General features: G+C 69.9%; 14 protein-coding genes. 4 read left to right on the plus strand and 10 right to left on the minus strand.

Annotated features, from left to right (window positions below):
* Nucleotides 1-81 precede the first annotated feature (81 nt).
* Both lspA and MFF24_RS10465 read right to left on the minus strand, forming a co-directional pair.
* Nucleotides 82-594: a signal peptidase II gene (gene lspA, locus MFF24_RS10460; protein WP_012455883.1), complete on the minus strand. Its 513-nt coding sequence runs from the start codon at nt 592-594 to the stop codon at nt 82-84.
* A complete protein-coding gene (locus MFF24_RS10465; protein WP_012455882.1) occupies nt 594-2,789 on the minus strand; it encodes a heavy metal translocating P-type ATPase in 2,196 nt (731 codons plus the stop codon). The genes lspA and MFF24_RS10465 overlap by 1 nt, the downstream gene beginning before the upstream one ends.
* 100 nt (nt 2,790-2,889) lie before the next feature.
* Here MFF24_RS10465 and MFF24_RS10470 point away from each other — a divergent pair, with 100 nt between their 5' ends.
* Nucleotides 2,890-3,291, plus strand: coding sequence for a MerR family transcriptional regulator (locus MFF24_RS10470; RefSeq protein ID WP_003602894.1), 402 nt, complete (start codon nt 2,890-2,892; stop codon nt 3,289-3,291).
* 18 nt (nt 3,292-3,309) lie between these two features.
* On the opposite strand, the gene MFF24_RS10475 is transcribed toward MFF24_RS10470, so the two are convergent.
* Nucleotides 3,310-3,498, minus strand: coding sequence for a hypothetical protein (locus MFF24_RS10475; protein WP_231343946.1), 189 nt, complete (start codon nt 3,496-3,498; stop codon nt 3,310-3,312).
* Nucleotides 3,499-3,770: 272 nt separating this feature from the next.
* On the opposite strand from MFF24_RS10475, the gene MFF24_RS10480 reads away from it, so the two are divergent.
* Nucleotides 3,771-4,511, plus strand: coding sequence for an NYN domain-containing protein (locus MFF24_RS10480; protein ID WP_003602898.1), 741 nt, complete (start codon nt 3,771-3,773; stop codon nt 4,509-4,511).
* Nucleotides 4,512-4,524: 13 nt separating this feature from the next.
* Here MFF24_RS10480 and MFF24_RS10485 read toward each other — a convergent pair whose 3' ends face one another.
* From MFF24_RS10485 to MFF24_RS10515, 7 genes are all read right to left on the minus strand, one after another.
* Complete coding sequence (locus MFF24_RS10485) at nt 4,525-5,001, minus strand: DUF411 domain-containing protein (RefSeq protein ID WP_026105495.1); 477 nt, start codon at nt 4,999-5,001, stop codon at nt 4,525-4,527.
* A 19-nt stretch (nt 5,002-5,020) separates the two neighbouring features.
* Nucleotides 5,021-8,194 (minus strand): efflux RND transporter permease subunit, encoded by a 3,174-nt coding sequence (locus MFF24_RS10490; RefSeq protein WP_003602902.1) that lies wholly within the window; start codon nt 8,192-8,194, stop codon nt 5,021-5,023.
* Entirely contained in the window at nt 8,191-9,675 is a 1,485-nt protein-coding gene (locus MFF24_RS10495) for an efflux RND transporter periplasmic adaptor subunit (protein WP_003602903.1), read from the minus strand. Before MFF24_RS10495 ends, MFF24_RS10490 begins: the two co-directional genes overlap by 4 nt.
* Nucleotides 9,672-10,067 carry a FixH family protein gene (locus tag MFF24_RS10500; protein ID WP_003602904.1) on the minus strand — a complete coding sequence of 132 codons (396 nt, stop codon included), beginning with the start codon at nt 10,065-10,067 and terminating at the stop codon, nt 9,672-9,674. Before MFF24_RS10500 ends, MFF24_RS10495 begins: the two co-directional genes overlap by 4 nt.
* Before the next feature lie 80 nt (nt 10,068-10,147).
* Nucleotides 10,148-10,567 carry a hypothetical protein gene (locus tag MFF24_RS10505; protein ID WP_003602905.1) on the minus strand — a complete coding sequence of 140 codons (420 nt, stop codon included), beginning with the start codon at nt 10,565-10,567 and terminating at the stop codon, nt 10,148-10,150.
* 148 nt (nt 10,568-10,715) lie between these two features.
* Nucleotides 10,716-14,003, minus strand: coding sequence for a PAS domain-containing protein (locus MFF24_RS10510; RefSeq protein ID WP_003602906.1), 3,288 nt, complete (start codon nt 14,001-14,003; stop codon nt 10,716-10,718).
* 1,068 nt (nt 14,004-15,071) lie between these two features.
* Nucleotides 15,072-15,344: a hypothetical protein gene (locus MFF24_RS10515; RefSeq protein ID WP_238224430.1), complete on the minus strand. Its 273-nt coding sequence runs from the start codon at nt 15,342-15,344 to the stop codon at nt 15,072-15,074.
* A 671-nt stretch (nt 15,345-16,015) separates the two neighbouring features.
* On the opposite strand from MFF24_RS10515, the gene MFF24_RS10520 reads away from it, so the two are divergent.
* A complete protein-coding gene (locus MFF24_RS10520; RefSeq protein WP_012455880.1) occupies nt 16,016-17,377 on the plus strand; it encodes a sensor histidine kinase in 1,362 nt (453 codons plus the stop codon).
* Between the two features lie 129 nt (nt 17,378-17,506).
* On the plus strand, nt 17,507-20,173 hold the full coding sequence (locus tag MFF24_RS10525) for a PAS domain S-box protein (protein ID WP_238224431.1): 2,667 nt from the start codon (nt 17,507-17,509) through the stop codon (nt 20,171-20,173).
* Nucleotides 20,174-20,175 lie beyond the last annotated feature (2 nt).

The following is a 20,175-nucleotide window of genomic DNA, read 5'->3' on the forward strand; positions in this document are numbered from 1 at the left end:
TCGCCGAGGTCGGCCTCCGAGCCTGGGCTCGAAGGGTTGATGACAGGTTGCCGTGGCTGCGGTTCGGCGGAAGCGGGCCGCTTACGGGATCGGATCCCCGGCGCTGCGATGCCTCCGCCGCAGGGGAAGTCCGTCGAGGAGCAGCAGCACCACGCCTGTCGAGATCCAGACGTCCGCCAAATTGAAGGTGAACCAGCGGATGCCGCCGGTGTGCAGGTCGAGGTAGTCCGTGACGACGCCGTCCATGAGCCGGTCGACGAAGTTGCCGGCGGCCCCGCCCGCTATCGCGGCGAGCCCGAGGCGTTCGAGCCCGCCGCCCGCGGCCAGGGCCCAGCCGGCCACGAGGCAGGTGAGCGTGCCCTGGATGGCGAGGAGCAGTGCCAGGGAGGACGGGTCGTGCGCCGGGAACAGGCTGAAGCTGATGCCGTAGTTGAATGACAGGCTCAGGTCGACGAAGGGCAGTGCGCCCCTGACGGCGCCTTCCTCCAGCCACGCCTCGGCCACCGCCTTGGCGACGAGGTCTATGGCCGCGGCGGCCCCCGCCACCCCGGCCACGGTCGCCGCCCGGCCGGCCCACCCTGACAGGGAGATCATCAGGCCCTCAGGAGACGGAGCGCGTTGGCCGTCACCAGGACGGTCGCGCCGGTGTCGGCCAGGATGGCCGGCCAGAGGCCGGTGATGCCTGCGACGGTCGTCATTAGGAACACGGCCTTCAGGCCGAGGGCGATCGCGACGTTCTGGCGGATATTGCCCAGGGTCGCCCGAGAGAGGGAGACCAGCGCCGCCACGTCGCCCACCCGGTCGTTCAGCACCGCCGCGTCCGCCGTTTCCAGGGCCGCGTCGGTGCCGCCGCCCATCGCGATGCCGACGCTGGCGGCGGCGAGCGCCGGCGCGTCGTTAATGCCGTCGCCGACCATCGCCACCGGAGCCGCCGCCTTCAGGGCCGCGATCTCGGCGAGCTTGTCCTGGGGCAGGAGCTCGGCCTTCACGTCGAGCCCGAGTTCGGACGCGACCGCCTCGCCCGTGCGCCGGTTGTCGCCGGTCAGCATCACGCTGCGGACGCCGAGCTTCCGCAGGGCCGAGATGCCGGCCGCCGCGTCGGCGCGGGGCTCGTCCCGGACCGAGATGGCGCCCAAGGCCTCGGCGCCGCGGACGACGATGACCACCGTCTTGCCGCCGGCTTCCAGGTCCGCGACCGCGCGCTCGGCCTCGGGGCCGAGCCGCGCGCTCTCGGCGGCGTGGCGTGGGGAGGCGACGAGCACCGTCTGACCCATCACCGTGGCCGACACCGCCTTGCCGGGGATGGCGCGGGCGTCCCGCGTCGGGCGCAGCGGCACCCCGTCCGCGCTCGCCCGGTCGAGGATGGCCCGGGCGATGGGGTGGCCGCTTCCGCTCTCGACCGCGGCAGCCAACCCGAGAAGCGAGCGCTCCGACGCGTCCGGGGCGAAGACCAGGATGTCCGAGACCCGCGGCCGTCCGGCGGTCAGCGTCCCGGTCTTGTCGAACGCGACCGTGTGCACCCGCCCGATGACCTCCAGTGCGGCGCCGCCCTTGACGAGCAGCCCGCGTCGCGCACCGGCGGCCAGTCCGGAGGCGATGGCCGCGGGGGTCGAGAGCACCAGCGCGCAGGGGCAGGCGATGAGGAGGAGCGCCAGGCCCCGGTAGATCCAGGTGCCCCAATCGGCGCCGAGCAGCGGCGGCACGACCGCAACGGCGGCCGCGAACGCGAACGCGATGGGCGTGTAGACCGCGCTGAACCGGTCGATGAAGCGCGCCGTGGGCGACTTCGACGCCTGCGCCTCCTCGACGAGGTGCAGGATGCGGGCGACTGTGTTGTCGGCCGCCGTCTTTGTGACCCGGACCTGGAGCGCGCCATCGGCGTTGACGCTGCCGGCGTAGACCGGGTCGCCGACCTCCTTGGGCTTCGGGACCGATTCGCCAGTGATGGGGGACTCGTCCAGGCTCGACGCGCCGTCGGTGATCACCCCGTCGGCAGGCACACGGTCGCCCGGCCTCACGACCACGACTTGCCCGATGGCCAGCGACGCAGCGGCCACCTCGCGGATGGTGCCATTGGCCTCGTCGACGAGGCGGGCGGTCTTCGGCACCAGGGCGGCGAGCGCCTTGATGCCGGCACGCGCCCGGCCCGCCGCCACGACCTCCAGCATCTCGCCGACCGTGAAGAGCAGCACGACGATGGCGGCCTCCTCGGCGGCGTGGATGGCGAGCGCCCCCGCGGTGGCGACCGACATCAGCATCTCGATGGAGAAGGGCGTGCCGGCCAACGCCGCCACGGCCGCGCGGCGGCCGTAATAGGCGAGCCCGACGAGCGCCCCTGGCCAGTAGGCGTACTCGCCCGCCAGGCCCGGCGCGATCCGCTCGACCAGGAAGCCGGCGGCGAACAGGGCGCCGATCAGGATGCCCAGCCGCGCCTTCCGGCTCCGCCAGAGCGGCGGCTCAGGCTCCTCCGCGGTCCCGGCGGGCGGGGCGCCGCCCGAGGCTTGGGCCATGGCTAAGTCCGCGGCCGTGGGGAGCAGCGCGACGCCGTAGCCCAGGCGCTCGATACGCCCCTCCAATTCGGTCCTCGGCGTCGCAGCCTCATCGAGCGCGAGGTCGAGGACTTGGCTGCCGTAGTTCACGCGCACGTCCGCGACGCCCGGCAGCCGGGAGACGGCGGTCTCGATCTTCCCGGCGCAGGTCGGGCAGTCCATGCCCTTGACCCTGTAGCGCAGGGCCTGCGGACCGTTCGTGGGGAAGGATGTGCGGTCCGCGCCGGCGGCCTGGCTCATGGTGCGCTCCGTTCGCCGGGCTCCTGGTCCGGACTGGGAAGGCCCCCTACATGCACCCTGTAGTCACTACAGGGTCAAGGCCGTGCGGAGCGCTTCTTCCATGACCATCGGCAGCCTCGCGGAGGCCACGCAGACCCGTGTCGAAACGGTCCGGTGGTACGAGAAGGTCGGGTTGCTGCCCCCGCCGGCGCGGTCGAGCGGCAACTACCGGCTCTACGGGCCCGAACACCTGCGCCGGCTGAGCTTCATCCGCCGCGGTCGCGCCCTCGGCTTCACCGTGGAGCAGATCCGGGACCTGCTCGCCTTGGCGGACGACCGGGATCGCTCCTGCGGCGAGGTCGACACCATCGCCCGCGCCCATCTCGCCCACGTGGAGCGCAAGCTGGCCGACCTGACCCGGCTCGCCTCGGAACTCCGCGAGGTCATCGGCCAGTGCGGCTGCGGGTCGGTCTCCGACTGCCGCATCATCGAGGCGCTATCGCCGTTGGGTGAACCCGCGTGAGCGATCTGGGCGCGGGGGTCAGCGAGCGACGTAGGGCATCATCAGCACTCGGCTCTCGAACAGCCCCTTGGCCGCGAACCCGCAGCACGCGACGGCGAGGACAGCGACCGTGATCGCGACGAAGGCTCGGCGCGCGGCGGTCCGGACGTGCGGCCTGATGCGACGGCGGCGGCCCGCGTTCCTCTGGCCCCAGGAATGGCGTTCCACGCGAACCGCCCCGTTCCGCCCGACGAGCATCGCAGGCTTGCCACCGCGACCTTAAGAGGCCCGGGGATAACATGCCGGCGGCCAAAGCCCGAAGGGCCGGCGCGGTCAACTCGCGAGAGACAAAAAGACAGTACTACGCGAGGCGAACTCAGGATAGAACAGCCTCGGAAACCAAGAAGCCCACAGGTTGGAACCTGTGGGCTTCACACGGGCCGGAACCCATGGGTTGCTGACGGCGCACCGTTCAGCGTTGACGGATCGGATATGAGTGCATGGAGCTGGATAGTCAAGCGGGAAAATCCAGGATCCGGGCTGCACTCTACATCGATGGCTTCAATTTGTATCATTCCGTCAATGATTTAGGAGAGCCCTTTCTGAAGTGGTGCAACTTCTGGAAGCTGGGGGAGTCGATCATCTCGCGCCAGTCGGAGGAGCTCGTTCGCGTCGTGTTCTGCACGGCCTATTACCCGGGCGATCACAGCAAGAAAATCCGCCACGAGCGCCTGGTCCGCGCCCTCAAACTGGTCGGCGTTGAGACCGTCCTCGGCCACTTCAGCCATGAAGACGCCAAGTGCCGGGACTGTGGCTCCACTTGGCAGAAGCCGACCGAGAAGGCGACGGACATCAATCTCGCGCTTAGCGTCTATGACGACGCAGTACAGGACGTCATGGATACTGCATATCTCCTGACCGCCGATACGGACCAGGCGGCGACAGCCAAGCTGTTCGCCAAGCGCTTTCCCGGCAAGAAGCTCGTCAGCGTCAGCCCCCCGGGCCGGACCCACTCGCAGCACATCCTGTCGCACACCCCGCACAAGATCGCGCTTAACCGGGAGCATATCGAGAGGGCGCTGTTCCCGGGGCTCGTCACCGCGGAGGGGCAGGCCTCCGTCATGCGCCCGCACGAGTACGACCCGCCGGCCGGCTACGTGATGTGGGACCAGCGTCCGAAGCCCGCGCCCAAGTCGGGGGCGAAGGCGGCCGCGCCGGCGGCGGCGATGCCCGAGCGCTGAATCCGCCGTGGCCTCAGGTTAGTTCCCCGCCGCGGTACCGCGCGAACGTCGACCGACCGTCCTTCCCAAACAGGACGACGTCGTAGGTATCAGGCTGCATGTCCTCGACCTCCATGCCGGGCGAACCGACCGGCATGCCTGGCACGGCCAGACCCATTCCCTCGGGTCGCTCCGCGAGGAGCCGCTTGATCGCCCCGGCCGGGACGTGCCCCTCGATCACGTAGCCGCCGACCTGGGCGGTGTGGCAGGAGGCAAGCTCGCGAGGCACCCCCAGGCGGATCTTGAGCGGGTTCACCGGGCCCTCGGTCACGGTGACGGTGAAGCCGGCCTCGCGCAGGTGGGTGACCCATCTCTCGCAGCAGCCGCAGCTCGGGTCCTTGGTCACCGCGACCATCGGCGGCCCCTCCGCCAAGGCGCCCCGTCCAAGCATCAGCCCCACCGCCAAACCCACGAGCACGGTACGTCTGGATGGCATCGCATCGCTCCTCATCGTCATCTACCGTTCGCTCTCACTCGGCCGCCTGCGGCAGCCGCATCGCCTCACCATCCGTCCCCTCGCGGACCGCGCCGGCCGGGGGCAGGCCCCGCCCCTTCACCAGGGCGTAGACCGCCGGGATGACCACCAGGGTCAGCACGGTCGAGGAGACCATCCCGCCGATCATCGGCACCGCGATGCGCTGCATGACCTCGGAGCCTGAACCGGTACTCCAGAGGATGGGCAGCAGGCCCGCCATGATGGCGACGACCGTCATCATCTTGGGCCGGACCCGCTCGACCGCGCCGACCATGATGGCCCGGCGCAGGTCCGGGCGCGCGAGCGGGCGTCCCTCGCGCTCGCACTGGGCGCGGACCTCGTCGAGGGCGTGGTCGAGGTAGACCAGCATGATCACCCCGGTCTCGGCAGCGACGCCAGCCAGGGCGATGAAGCCGACCGCCACAGCGACCGACAGGTTGAAGCCCATCCACCAGAGCAGCCACACCCCGCCGACCAGGGCAAAAGGCAGCGACAGCATCACGATGAGTGTCTCGGTCAGGCGCCGGAAGTTCAGGTAGAGCAGCAGGAACACGATCAGCAGCGTCAGCGGCACCACGACCGCGAGGCGCGCCTCCGCACGCTCCAGGTACTCGTACTGTCCGCTCCACTGCAGGGTCGTGCCCTGGGGAAGCCGCACCGCGTCTGCCACCGCCTTGCGCGCCTCGGCGACGTAGCCGCCGAGGTCTCGCCCGGCGATGTCGACGAAGAGGTAGACCGCGAGATGCCCGTTCTCGGTGCGGATCGAGGTCGGCCCTCGGGTGAGCTCGACCTTCGCCACCTCACCGAGCGGCACCGTGCCGCCGGTCGGCAGCGGCACCTGGACCTCTGTCGCGATGGCCCTTGGGTCCGAGCGGAAGGCGCGCGGGTAGCGCACATTGACGGTGTAGCGCTCGCGGCCCTCGACCGTGTTCGTCACGGACTGCCCACCCAGGGCCGTCGCGACGACGTCCTGCACGTCCCCGACCATCAGGCCGTAGCGCCCGAGCGCTTCGCGGTCCGGCGTGATGTCGAGGAAGTAGCCCCCGATGACCCGCTCGGCATAGGCGCTCGACGTGCCCGGCACGGCCCGCACCACCGTCTCCACCTGGCGGGCGACCCCCTCCATCGCCCTGAGGTTGGTGCCCAGCACCTTCACGCCCACCGGGGTGCGGATGCCCGTCGAGAGCATGTCGATGCGCGCGCGGATCGGCTGCGTCCAGGCATTCGACACACCCGGGAACTGCAGGGCCGCGTCCATCTCCGCCTTGAGGCTCGCGAGCGTCACGCCCGGGCGCCACTCCGCCTTCGGCTTCAAGGCGATGACCGTCTCGAACATCTCCATCGGCGCGGGGTCGGTGGCCGTGTTGGCGCGCCCAGCCTTGCCGTAGACCGAGGCCACCTCGGGGAAGCTCTTGATGATGCGGTCCTGGGTGGCGAGGAGCTCGCCGGCCTTGGTCACCGAGATGCCCGGCAGGGTCGTCGGCATGTAGAGCAGCGTGCCTTCGTCGAGCTCCGGCATGAACTCGGATCCGAGTTGCCGGGCCGGCCAAGCGGTCGCGGCCAGTACGCCGACGGCGAGCAGGATGGTGAGGAGTCGGGCTCGCAGAACGCCGGCGATGAGAGGCAGGTACAGCCAGATGAGGAGCCGGTTCAGCGGGTTGCGGTGCTCCGGGACGATGCGCCCGCGCACGAACAGCACCATCAGGGCCGGCACCAGCGTGACCGAGAGGAGCGCCGCCGCCGCCATGGCGAAGGTCTTGGTGAAGGCGAGCGGCCCGAACAGCCGTCCCTCCTGGCTCTCCAGGGTGAAGATCGGCAGGAAGCTCATCGTGATGACGAGGAGCGAGAAGAACAGGGACGGCCCGACCTCCGCAGCGGCCTCGACGAGGACCTCGACCCGCGGCTTGCCCGGGGGCGCCCGCTCCAGGTGCTTGTGGGCGTTCTCGATCATCACGATGGCGGCGTCGACCATGGTGCCGACCGCGATGGCGATGCCGCCCAGGCTCATGATGTTGGCGCCGATTCCGAGCGCCCTCATGCCGGCGAAGGCCATCAGGATGCCGACCGGCAGCATCAGGATGGCCACGAGCGCGCTGCGCACGTGCAGCAGGAACACGATGCAGACGAGAGAGACGACGATGCTCTCCTCGACCAGCGTGTGGCGCAGGGTGTCGATGGCCGCGTCGATGAGCTGCGAGCGGTCGTAGACCGGCAGGATCTCGGTGCCGGCCGGCAGGCTTTTCGCGACCTCTGCGAGCTTCGCCTTGACGCCCTCGATGACGTTGAGTGCGTTGGCGCCGAAGCGCTGCAGGACGATGCCGCCGGCGACCTCGCCCTCGCCGTTCATCTCGGTGATGCCGCGGCGCTCGTCCGGCCCGAGCTCGACCCGGGCGACGTCCCGGAGCCGCAGCGGCGTGCCGCCCACGGTCTTGAGCACGATGTTCTCGATATCGGCGACGCTCTTCAGGTAACCGCGCCCGCGCACCATGAACTCGAACTCGGACAGCTCGACCGTGCGCCCGCCGACGTCGGCGTTGCTCGACCGGATGGCGTCCCGGAGCTTGTTGAGGCTGATGCCCTGCGCGCGCAGCCGGTTCGGGTCCACGACGACGTTGTACTGCTTCACGAACCCGCCGACGCCCGCGACCTCGGCCACGCCCTCCGCGCGCGAGGCCCCGAACCGGATGACCCAATCCTGCAGCGACCGAAGCTCGGCGAGCGTCCGTTCCTTCGCGACGACGACGTACTGGTAGACCCAGCCCACACCGGTCGCGTCGGGTCCGAGGGTCGGCGTCACGCCGACCGGCAGGCGGCTCGCCGCACCGTTGAGGAACTCCAGCACGCGCGAGCGCGCCCAGTACGGGTCGGTGCCGTCCTCGAAGATGACGTAGACGAAGGACACCCCGAAGAACGAGAAGCCGCGCACCACCTTCGCCTTCGGAACCGTCAGCATGGCGGTCGTGAGGGGGAAGGTGACGACGTCCTCGACGGTCGTCGGACTTTGCCCGGGGTATTCGGTGTAGACGATGGCCTGCACGTCCGAGAGGTCGGGGATGGCGTCGAGCGGCAGGGTCTTGAGCGCCAGGACGCCGGTCGCCACCGCGAACACGGTCCCGATCAGCACCAGGACGAGGTTGCGGGCCGACCAGCCGATCAGGCGGGCGATCACGGCGTGCCTCCCGCGCTCGCCGCCTGCTGGTCATCCTTGGGCGCGGTCATGCCCTGCAGCGCCGCCTTCAGGTTGCTCTCGGCGTCAATCAGGAAGTTCGCCGCGGTAACCACGCGGTCACCGGCCGTGACCCCCTCGCGGATCTCGACGTAGCCCCGGCCGCGGAGGCCGACCGTCACCGGCTTCGGCTCGAAGCGCCCCTCGCCGTGGTCGAGCAGCACGACCTGGCGCTCGCCGGTGTCGATGACCGCGTCGTCGGGCACCGCCACCACTGGCTTGGCGTCGCCTGTCGCGATCTCGACGTCCGCGTACATCGACGGGCGCAGGGCGCCGTCGGGGTTCGGCAGCTCGACGCGCAGGCGGGCGGTCCGGGTCTCCATGTTGAGGTGGGGGTAGATCCGGGTCACCGTCCCGGTGAAGGTCCGGTCCGGGAAGGCCCGCACCCGCACCGTCGCCCTCTGTCCCTCCGCCACCCCGGCGAGGTCGCGCTCGGTCACGTCGGCCAGCACCCAGACGCGCGTGTGGTCGACGATGCGGAACAGGACGTCACCGGACTTGGCCTTCATCCCGTCCGAGACGTTGCGCTCGACCACGACGCCGTCCCGGGGCGAGGACCAGGTGATGGAGGGTGGTACCTTATGGGTGCGCTCGATCTCGTCGATGACCTCCGGCGGGATGGCAAGGTTCTCCAGCCGCCGGCGGCCCCCCTCGTAGCCGATGGAGGTCAGGTACTGGGCCGCGACCGCATTGATCTCGGGCGCGAACAGGCGCAGCAGCGGCTGCCCCTTGTGGACGTGGTCGCCGGTGGTGACCGGCTCGACCTTCTCGATGAAGGCGTCCGTGCGCATGGCGATGACGGAGATGCGGCGCTCGTCCTCCTCGACGCTGCCCGGCGCCCGCACCGGCAGAGACAGGACGCGGCGCTCCGCGAGCTCGGTCCGCACGCCCGTGCGCTGGACCTTGCCCGGCGCCACCTTCACGACGCCGCCCTCGTCCTCGCCCGCGTAGACGGGGATGTAGTCCATCCCCATCGAATCCTTCTTCGGCACAGGCGAGGTGTCGGCCAAGCCCATCGGGTTGCGGTAGTACAGCACTTGCCGGGCGTCGGACGTCGCCGCACCCTGCCCCGAAATGCCGTTCGCGGCCCTGTCGGCGGGCATGGCCTCGCCGTCCTCCGGGTCATCGAATCGCACGTCCTCGCTGGCACGCACGGCCCGGAAGACGCGCCCGTCGGCGGTCAGCATCGGCGCGAGCGAGTAGGCCGGCTTCCCGTCCGGGTCCCGATAGTAGACGACCGGCCCGGTCGCCTTCGCGGGGGACGGGGTGACCGGAGCCGGCTCGCCGGGGGGGCGGTGGGCGAGCCGGCTCCGCGCGCGCTCGACGAGCGCCGGCACGGGATTGCCACCGTGCCCGGCGACGTAGCCGGCGCTCCCTGCCACCAGCGCGGCGAGGGCACCGGCCGTCCAGCCCGCCCGGCTCATTTGACGGCCTGGAAGACGAGCTTGTTCTCGACTGTGCCCGTCTCGCCCTGGACCTTGGCCCCGAGCGACAGGCGCCAGCCTCCCGCCATCGAGAGCTTCGCCCTGAAGCGGTAGACGCCCGGCTCGGTCGAGGGGACCTGCTCGATCTTCGAGACCATCTCCTCCATGCTGTCGGGGGCCATGTCGATGCGCTTGGCGAAGATCACGGCGTCGGTCACCGGCTTGCCGGTGCGCCTGTCGACGAGGCGGACGGACAGGACGGCCTCGCCGACCTTCGCCTCACGCTGCACGAGCTCGAACGCGTAGTCCTTGATGTCGGCGACGGCTGGCCCCGTCAGGGCGGCAGCGAACAGCGCAGCCCAGAGGGCGCGCGAGAAGGATTTCCGGGTCACGTTTGTCGTCTCCTGAATGCGATGGATGGCCACGCGCGGACGCGCGTCACCGTGCCGGCGCAGGCGCCGGCGGCATCGGGTCAGGCTCTGGGAGGCTCTGGCGGCGGGGGGCCGTGCACGCTGGCGAACGAGGCCGCTTCGGGCCAAGCCGGCGCGGCGCACGTCGCCCCCGGCCTCGGGATGGGGACCGCGGTCGGCAGGAGCGAGGCGACGCCGGCGTTACAGAGCGCCTTTAGGGGGCAACCCGCCTTGGCGCAGTCCGGGTTCAGTGGCTTCTCGGGCGGGCAGCAGCGCATGTCGTCCATGGCCATGCCGGCCATGTCGGTCCCTCCCATCGCTTCATGGCCCATGCCGGGCATGGCCTCGCGGGACCCTTGCGCCTGCGCCGTCATGGAGGCGCGCATGCCCACGGCGGCCGCGGAAGCGGTCACCGGCGTCAGGGCGAGGCTGACAACCGCCATGAGCGGGAGCAGCCGCCGAAGGGCGAGCCAAAACGTCACGAATCGAGGATGCCAGTTTTCAGGGCGCGCATGAAGCCTCCCGGTTTCCCGCGCGCAGCGACCTGCAGGTGGCCTGGATAAGGCTTTCCACGGTGGGAAGGTCAAGCCCAGGATGGCAGCCTGACTTACGGTCGTCCCGGGTCAGGCCCTAGGGAACCAGGCGTCGCCCGAGCGGCCCTGCATCCGACGCCTCGATCATGGAGCGGATGCGGGCAGACATCGTGTCGACGGCGAAGGGCTTGGTCAGGACCGCCATGCCCGGTGCGAGATGGCCGTTCCCGAGAATGGAATTCTCGGCGTATCCGGTGATGAACAGCACCTTGAGGTCGGGACGGGTGACGCGGCCGGCATCGGCCATCTGCCGGCCGTTCATGCCGCCTGGCAGCCCCACGTCCGTCACCAGAAGGTCGATACGGACGTCCGACTGCAGCACCTTGAGGCCCGCGGCGCTGTCGGCGGCCTCGATGGCGGTGTAGCCGAGATCCTCCAGGATGTCGTTGACCAGCATGCGGACCGTCGGCTCGTCGTCCACGACGAGGACGGTCTCGCCCTGCTCGGAGCGGGGTAGCGTCGTCGCGACTTCGTCACCCGTGTCCTCGGCGATCTCGCCGTAGTGGCGCGGAAGGTAGACGCACACGGTCGTGCCCCTGCCGACTTCCGAGTAGATACGCACCTGCCCGCCGGACTGCTGGGCGAAGCCGTAGATCATCGAGAGGCCGAGTCCAGTGCCCTCGCCCAGCGGCTTGGTGGTGAAGAACGGCTCGAACACCCGCGCGACGACGTCCGGCGGCATGCCGGTACCGGTGTCGGTGACGCAGAGGGAGAGGTACTGCCCCTCGGGCATGTCATGCTGGCGTGCGGCCCGCTCGTCGAGCCATTTGTTGGCGGTCTCGACCGTGATGCGCCCGCCGTCCGGCATCGCGTCACGCGCGTTGATGCACAGGTTGAGCAGCGCGTTCTCAAGCTGCGGTGGGTCCACCAGCGCAGGCCACAGCCCGGATGCGCCGACGACCTCCACGGGAATGGCCGGGCCGACCGTACGCTGGATCAATTCCTGCATGCCGGAGACGAGGCGGTTCACGTCGGTGGGCTTGGGGGCCAGGGTCTGGCGGCGCGAGAAGGCGAGCAGGCGGTGGGTCAGGGCGGCCGCGCGCTTCGAGGCGCCCTGCGCGGCCGCCATGTAGCGGTCGACATCGCTGAGCCGTCCCTGTTGCATCCGGGTCTGCATCAGTTCCAGCGAGCCGGAGATGCCGGCGAGCAGGTTGTTGAAGTCGTGCGCCAAGCCGCCGGTCAACTGTCCGACCGCCTCCATCTTCTGCGATTGCCTCAGGGCTTCCTGAGCCGCCGCGAGTTCCGCCTCGCGCGCCTTCGCCACGCTCAGGTCGCGACCGACGGCGATGAAGTGCAGCCCGTCCGGCTCGGGCGCCACGGTCCATTCGATGGACTTCCACGACCCGTCGCTCGCGGCGATGCGGTTCTCGAACCGGGTTGGCCGCTTCGTGTCGCCCATCCGGACGAGGGCCGCAAGCGTCTGGTCCGTGTCGTCGGGATGCATGAAGGTCGCGTAGGGCCGCGACAGGAGCTCGGCCTCGGACCAGCCTAGCACCTGGGTCCAGGCAGGACTCACCGCCGACATCGTCCCCTGGTAGTTGGCGCGGGCCAGCATGTCCTCGGACAGGTTCCAGAGCCGGTCGCGCTCGGCGGTACGCTCGGCGAGGGTCGCGGCATGCTCCCTCTCCTCCGTCACGTCCCGCGCGCTGCAGTAGAATTGCCCGCCCTCGGGGACCGCGACCCAGGCTAGCCAGCGGTACCCACCGGCGGTGGTGCGGCAGCGGTTCTCGAAGCGGAGGACCGCCTCCCCGGCCCGTAGCCGATCCAGCGCGGCGTGGGTGGCCCTGACGTCGTCGGGGTGGACCAGCTCGACGAAGGGGATGCGTGCGGCCTCCGCATCGCTCCAGCCCAGCAGCGACTTCCAGGCCGGGTTGGTCCGGACGAAGAATCCGGCGTCGTCGGCGATGCCCAGGAGGTCCGTGGAGACCTGCCAAGTCCGGCTCAACTCGCGTGACCGTTCGGCGACCTGCCGTTCGAGGTCGGCGTTGAGGTCGCGCAAGGCCGTCTCGACACGGCTCCGCTCAACCGCGATGCGGGTCCTGCCCGCGACTTCCCGGATGAAGGCCAGGTCGTCCGGCGCCCAGTCCCGCACCTCGGCATGGTTGACGAAGAGGGCGGCCACGAGCCGACCCTGTTCGAGCACCGGCACGTTGACGAAGGCGTGCGCGCCGCGCCCCTTCGAGGCCTCCGCCGCGCCCGCCGTCCTATCGTCGCGCTCGACGTCCGCGATGCTGACGAACTCGCCGCGCTTCAGGCTGTCGATGAACGACCCGTAGGTCCGCAGCGGCACGACGCCGGCGAGGGTCTCGACGCCCGGTGCGTTCCAGTCGCGCTCGACGTGGAGCGTCTCGGCGTCGGGGTCGATGGTGCCGTATCCCACACGGCTGACCGCCAACGTCTCGCCGAGGACCTGCGAGGCCGCGAAAGCGATGTCGTCCGCCCTCGTGAGCTCATTGAACCGGTCGGTGATCCGCACCAGCGCCTCGCGCCGCGTCTCCGCCCGCGCACGGTCGGTGACGTCCGCGCCCTCGATGAAGATACCCCCGACCGTACCGTCGACATCCCGGATCGGTTGGTAGACGACGTCGACGAAGCGCTCGTCATGCGGGCCGCCCGGCACCGCCTGCACGGCGTAGCGGATGCCATGGAACGTCTGCGGCACGCCGCTGTCGTAGACCTGGTCGAGAATTTCCAGGAACCCTTGCTCGACCGCGTCGGGCAGGGCTTCCGCGACCGTCCTGCCTACGACGTCCCGGTGGCCGACGAGCTTCAGGTAGCGGGGATTGGCCAGTTCGAACCGATGCTCCCTGCCGCGCAGCACGGTCATGAACGTCGGGGTCTGCTCGAAGAGGCTGGCGAAGCGCTCGCGCTCGGCCGACAGGCGGCGCTCGGCCAGGACCTGCTTGGTGATCTCGGTACAGGCACAGAACAGCCCCGCGACCGTGTTTCTGTCGTCCGGGACGGGCGTGTAGGAGAACGAGAAGTGCGTTTCCTCGGGGTAGCCGTTCCTGTGCAAGGTGAGCTGGAGGTCGTCCATGTGCACCGGGTCGCCGGCATACACCCGATCCATCAGGACCCCGACCTCGATGCGGACCTCGGGCCAGACATCGAAGAACGGGCGACCGAGGGCATCGGGATGCCGGGCGCCGAGCATGGGGGCGTAGGCGTCGTTGTAGACGAGCGTACGCTCGGGACCCCAGCACAGGAACATCGGCTGGCGCGAGCTGAGCATCACTCGCAACAGCGTCACGAAGGCTTGCGGCCACCGGTCCGCCGGCCCGAGGAACGTCGACGCCCAATCGTGGGCGCGCATCCGCGCGCCCATGTTGCCCCCTCCTGCCAGGAAGCCCGGAGCCTGGGTCATCGGATCAGGCTTGCCCTTGCGCTAGCGGAGACCGTGTCGACCACGGGACCTGACCTACCGTGTGAGCCTCGTGCCGGGCTTTCACGCGCATCGAAGCGCGGGTGAACTCGCTGGCCGAGGTGTGCTTACTTTGGGTGGCTTGGCTTTTCGACCATCCGGCGACGGGCACGACCAGGGAGGTATGACGCGAGCGCTTGGCGGGCATGGCAGCGGCTTAACACGTTTGGCTGGTCGGGATGTCTCCCGTTTTGTCCCACCCGGCGTTCCGACGGAGCTTGCGCCGTCCGTCCCCGACCTATGGCGGCCCCGTCTCGGAACGCGGCAGGCCACTCAGGTCAGGCTCGAACTCCGCAGCTTCGAAGCTCCCTTTCGGGATGCCGCATACGGGCGGCGACCAGGTGCTGGCGACAGTGCGCCTGGCCGCCCCCCGACGCGTGCTGGAGAACCACCGAGTTGGCGCGCGCTACACTCGTAAGTGCGCGTCGCCCTGGCGACCGGCCCGGAGGGCGAATTGCCGGCCGATGTCCACCTTCCTCGGCCGGGTGTCCGGTCGCGGACACATCTCGTCGCGGACCCAGCGATCCAGCCACTAACGGCGTGGTTACCTCGTTGTTCGAATTGACCGATGCGGTTGCCGCCGGATGGCGGACAGTTGAAGCGGACGGTCGCGGCTGCTCTCCCCCGGGATGCAGGAGGCCGCCGAGGATCCTGCCTTCATCTTGGACGTGCATGGCAACGTCCCGAACTTCAAGCGAACGGTCCTGAACACCGGAGCCGTGTCCGGCGGACCAACCCACCGCAACGGCTCGCGCTCCGGCGGGGGAGAAGGTGCCCGACGGCAAGCCCGCGCACGCGGACAACGACTGGCATGCGCACGGGTACAGGCACGAAATGCCCGGCAGGAGATAGGAGTTCTCCGGGCGGCCCGTCCAAGCAGGCGGTGCGGACATGCGGATGCTACCCGAACTCGCGGGTTTTCGCGCCTGGCCGCGGGCATCGGGTACGCGCCCGCGAAGCCTCCCGCGCACGTTACTCCCCATGCGCCGCCCCCAATTCCGGCCTGCGACCTGAGTCGTCGAAGTCGTGGTGGTGATGGTGCCGCTCGAACCGGCGCGGCTCGTATTCGTCGCGGCGCGTGTGATGGTGCCGGACTACGACGTCGTCATGGTCGCCGTGACGGTAGACCTCGACATGATCGTGCGGCCGCCGTTCGCCATAGCCGCGCTCGTAATATTGGGCCGAGGCCGCGGCCGGCGCGATGACGATGGCCGCGGCCATCAAGCCTGCAAGGTGTCGCCGCATCGCTGTATCCTCCGGGGATTCGTATAACGGCAGGTTGCGCCGCCGCCGTTGAATGCGTTCTGAAACCGCCGTTCAGGCAACCGTCACGCTGGGTTCGCCGACCTTTCGAGGAGCGTGGGACTGGGCCGCCCGCCGATGCCGCCGTCCCGGCCCCGGGTCGACGTTCCGCTACACGGTGGCCGTGCTCCTCCACGATGGCGCGCTTGCGGGCGTCGCCGTGGCGGTGACACTCGCGCACCACCGTGCGGTCGTGTTGATGTCGGTCCTCGACGCCGTGCGCGTGATCGAGCTCGCGGTGCTGGTGGCCGCCAGCGTGCGCCGAACCTCGCCGAGGCCGTCGTCCAGAGGGACCCCCGGCAACGGCGCCTGGGATGCTGGTCCGCCACCCGCAAAGCATCGGGGCGCGGTCGTCGGGACTGGGGCACAATGGCTTGGAGCCTGTGCCCTTGCCCCAAGCGGCGGCCCCCCTTTAGGTTGCCCGGGATAATCTTGGGCCCTCCCCCCCCCCCCCCCCCCCCCCCCCCCCCCCCCCCCGGCTCCGGTGGCGGACGGCTGGGAAATGAGACGGCCGTGTGAACCCGCCCGCATCCACTACGCGGACTCGCGTCCCACCGGTCGGCTAGGGTTCGTGGACCGTGCGGACGGGTAGCTTCGAACCCGACGGTGGACGCATGGACACGGTAAGCTCGCAAGACATCGTCGACACCGTCCGGACCAGCCTGCTGGTTCTCGACATGGACCTTAGGGTCAAGTCGGCGAACCGCGCCTTCTACAACACCTTCAAGGTCGAGCCCGAGGCGACGGTCGGACGGCCGCTGTTCGAGCTCGGCAACGGCCAGTGGGGGATCCCCGAACTGCGCACGCTGCTCGGCGAGATCGTGCCGCGCGACGGGACCGTCGAGGGCTACGAGGTCGGGCACGACTTTCCCGGCATCGGCGTGAAGTGCATGCGCCTCAACGCCCGCAAGGTGTTCAGGGAGGACGGCCACGTTCCATACCTGCTCCTCGCCATCGACGACGTCACGGGCGAGCACGAGGCCCGGGCCGAGGCCGAGCGACAGCGACTTCTCGCCCAGGGCATCGTCGACACGGTTCGAGACCCGCTGGTGGTCCTCGAAGCCGACATGACAGTGGTCAGTGCCAGCCGCTCCTTCCTGCGCATGTTCGGCCTCGACGTTGGGACTGTGGTCGGCACGTCGCTCTACGACCTGTCGCAAGGCCAGTGGCGGGTCGGGCGGCTCCAGGATCTGCTCGGGCGGATCGTGCCCGACGACATGGCCATCGACGGCTTCGAGGTCGAGGACGAGTTCCCGGGACTCGGTCGGCGCATCTTCAAGCTCAACGCCCGCAAGGTCCACCGTCCCGGCAACCATATCACTCGGCTGCTCCTGGTCTTCGAGGACGTGACCGAGGCGCGAATGCTGGAGAGGCACCGCGACCTTCTCGCCGCCGAGCTCGCCCATCGCATCAAGAACAGCCTGCAGATCATCACCTCGTTCGTCTCGTACGAAATCCGCCGGGCGGCCGAACCCTGCGTCGAGGGCTACCGCGCGATGCAGGGCCGCATCGGCGCCGTGGCCGAGCTCTACGACGTGATCTCCCGCTCCTCGACGCTCGGCCCGGTGGCGATGGGGCCATATCTGGAGGGCATCGCCGGAAGCCTGCGTTCCAGCCTGCTCGGCGCCGAGGCCCGCATCGCCGTCGACGTCGAGGCGGAGCCGCTGTCCATCGTCGCCGACCAGGCGGTCACGGTCGGGTTGATCGTCAACGAACTCGCCACCAACGCGGTGAAGTACGCGTTTCCGTCCGGAGGGGGCCGCATCCTCCTCGGGTTCAGGCGCCGGGACGGTGAGGCGGTGCTCACGGTCGCCGACGACGGCATCGGGCTGGACGCGACCAGCGGCCCGGGTTCCGGCCTTGGATCCCGGTTCGTCGAGGCGTTCGTCCGCCAGCTCAACGGAACGCTCGCGATGGCAAGCGGCGCGGGCGGGACGACCGTGACGGTAAGGCTGCCGGCCTCCGTCCTGGCGTAGTCCGGTCGGGCGCCTCGCCTTCGGGGTCGCTCGGTTGTGAAAATTTCACCGGGCGACTTGGCGGGTCCGGCGACCGCCGCGCCCGACCCCGCTGCGAATTGTGGCAACGGCTGCTAGAACCGAAGCCTGATGGACGACACGGTCAAGCCACCCCCATACCGCGCGACGCCTGAGCGGCTCCGACGCGACCAAGCCAGGATCGAGGCCGAACTCGCCGGAATTGATGGCGGGACCGACCCGTTCCCCGCTGCCGTGCGGGCAACGCGCATGCCGATGGTCATCACCAATCCGCGCCGGCCGGACAATCCCATCGTCTTCGTCAACGATGCCTTCTGCCGCCTGACCGGTTATGCGCGGGAGGAGATCCTCGGGCGCAATTGCCGCTTCCTGCAGGGCCCTGAGACCGACCCGGAGACAGTCCGCCTGATCCGCGAGGCCATCGTCGCGCCCCGGTCCATCGAGATCGACATCCGCAACCACAAGAAGGACGGAACACCGTTCTGGAACCGGCTGCTGCTGGCGCCGGTCAACGACGCGGGCGGCGATCTCGCATACTTCTTCGCCAGCCAGTTGGACGTGACGGTCGAGCGTGAGCGCCTCGTCGTGCTGGAGGACGAGAACGCGGCGTTGACGGCCGAGCGGCGGGCCAACCTGGAGCGGCTGGCCTTCAGCGAGGAATCCCTGCGGCTCGCGACCGAGGCCGCCGAGGTGGGGACCTGGGACCTCGACCTGACCACCGACGTGCTGACCTGGTCGGATCGTACCAAGGCGATGTTCGGCATCTCGCCGGGCGTGCCCTGCAGCATGGCCGACTTCTATGCCGGGCTGCATCCGGACGACCTGGAGGTGACGAGCGCGGCCTTCGCCTCGGCGCTCGACCCGGCGCGGCGCGCGACCTACGACGTCGAGTACCGCACGGTCGGAAAGGAGGATGGCGTCGTCCGCTGGGTCGCGGCCAAGGGCAAGGGCCTGTTCGACGCGAGAGGAGCGTGCGTCCGGGCGCTCGGCACGGCCATCGACATCACGGCGCGGCGGCGAGCCGAGGAGGTCCGGCAAGCCAACGAGGCAAGGCTGCGCTTCCTCGACGCACTCGGCACGGAGACCGCCGGGAACACAGATGCCGAGGGCATCCTGTCGGTGACGACGCGCATGGTGGCGGGCCATCTGCGTCTCTCGAACTGCGCCTACGCCGACATGGACCCGGACGGGGAAGGCCTGACCATCCGCGGGGATTGGTCGGCGGAGGGCTCGCCGAGCATCGTCGGGCGCTACCGCCTCACCGATTTCGGCACGCTGGCCGCGACCTGCCTTCGTTCGGGCGAGTTGCTCGTCGTCGGCGACGTCCGGTCTGAACTGCCGGCTGCGGACGCTGCCTCCTTCCAGGCCGTTGGTGTCGCGGCGGTAGCCTGCATGCCCCTGGTCAAGGACGGGCGCCTGACGGCCATGATGGCCATCCACGACCGGGTGGCGCGGGCTTGGTCGGGCGACGACCTTGCGGTTCTCCGCGAGGTGACGGAGCGCTGCTGGGCGCATATCGAGCGCGTGCGCGCCGACGCCGCCCTGCGCGAGGCGGCGGGGCAGCTCGCGGCCCTGAACGCGACGCTTGAGCAGCGGGTCGAGGAGCGCACCGCCCGCCTGGGCGAGGCGGAGGCGGCGCTCCGGCAGTCGCAGAAGCTGGAGGCGGTCGGCCAGCTGACCGGGGGCGTGGCCCACGACTTCAACAACCTCCTGACCATCATCCGGTCCTCTGTCGACTTCCTGCGGCGACCCGACCTGCCGGACGACAGGCGAAGGCGCTACATGGACGCGGTCTCGGACACGGTGGAGCGCGCCACCAAGCTGACCGGGCAACTCCTGGCCTTCGCCCGAAGGCAGGCGCTCAAGCCCGAGGTGTTCGAGGCCGGCGCCCGTCTGAAAAGCGTGGCCGACATGCTCGACACGGTGACCGGTTCGCGCATCCGCGTGCTGACCGAGTTGCCCGAGCGTCCCTGTCACGTCCTGGCCGACGTGAGCCAGTTCGAGACGGCCGTCATCAACATGGCGGTGAATGCCCGCGACGCTATGGACGGCGAGGGCACGCTGACGCTGCGGCTGTCCTGCTCGCAGGGGATGCCTTCGATCCGCGGTCACGGCGGCAGCCCGGCGCCGTTCGCGGCGGTCTCGCTGTCGGACACGGGCACGGGCATCGCCCCGGAGCTCCTCGGACGCATCTTCGAGCCGTTCTACACCACGAAGGAAGTCGGCAAGGGAACGGGGTTGGGCCTGAGCCAGGTGTTCGGCTTCGCCAAGCAATCGGGCGGCGACGTGAACGTGGAGAGCGCTCCGGGGCGTGGGACCACGTTCACGCTGTACCTGCCCGAGATCGAGGTCGCCCCGGAGCCGGGCAGACATGAAACGGGAGACGAGGCCACCTCGTCCGGAGCCGGGCGGCGCGTGCTGGTCGTGGAGGACAACGTCGAGGTCGGGCGATTCGCCACGCAGATCCTCCAGGACTTGGGCTTCGCGACGGACTGGGCGGCGAACGCCGAGGAGGCCCTCGACCGGCTCGGCCCGGATGGCGCCGGCTTCCACGTCGTGTTCTCGGACGTGGTCATGCCCGGCATGGGCGGCCTCGCCATGGCCAAGCTGTTGCGCGGGCGGCTCCCCGGCCTGCCGGTCGTCCTGGCGTCCGGCTACAGCGATGCGCTGGCCCAGGGAGGTGGTGACGGCTTCGAGCTGCTGCACAAGCCCTACGCCGCCGACCAACTCGGGCGCACCCTGAACCGGGTGATCCGGCAGCACGGCCGAGCCATTTGAGC

This window comes from Methylorubrum aminovorans (assembly GCF_022179725.1).
Classification (GTDB): Bacteria; Pseudomonadota; Alphaproteobacteria; order Rhizobiales; family Beijerinckiaceae; genus Methylobacterium; species Methylobacterium aminovorans.

Bases quoted from the DNA above. Each gene is read 5' to 3' on its own strand.
- MFF24_RS10485 (WP_026105495.1), bottom strand. From the start codon at position 5,001: ATGAGGAGCGATGCGATGCCATCCAGACGTACCGTGCTCGTGGGTTTG.
- MFF24_RS10480 (WP_003602898.1), top strand. From the start codon at position 3,771: ATGGAGCTGGATAGTCAAGCGGGAAAATCCAGGATCCGGGCTGCACTC.
- MFF24_RS10465 (WP_012455882.1), bottom strand. From the start codon at position 2,789: ATGAGCCAGGCCGCCGGCGCGGACCGCACATCCTTCCCCACGAACGGT.
- MFF24_RS10525 (WP_238224431.1), top strand. From the start codon at position 17,507: ATGGACGACACGGTCAAGCCACCCCCATACCGCGCGACGCCTGAGCGG.
- lspA (WP_012455883.1), bottom strand. From the start codon at position 594: ATGATCTCCCTGTCAGGGTGGGCCGGCCGGGCGGCGACCGTGGCCGGG.
- MFF24_RS10515 (WP_238224430.1), bottom strand. From the start codon at position 15,344: ATGCGGCGACACCTTGCAGGCTTGATGGCCGCGGCCATCGTCATCGCG.
- MFF24_RS10495 (WP_003602903.1), bottom strand. From the start codon at position 9,675: ATGAGCCGGGCGGGCTGGACGGCCGGTGCCCTCGCCGCGCTGGTGGCA.
- MFF24_RS10470 (WP_003602894.1), top strand. From the start codon at position 2,890: ATGACCATCGGCAGCCTCGCGGAGGCCACGCAGACCCGTGTCGAAACG.
- MFF24_RS10520 (WP_012455880.1), top strand. From the start codon at position 16,016: ATGGACACGGTAAGCTCGCAAGACATCGTCGACACCGTCCGGACCAGC.
- MFF24_RS10510 (WP_003602906.1), bottom strand. From the start codon at position 14,003: ATGGGCGCGCGGATGCGCGCCCACGATTGGGCGTCGACGTTCCTCGGG.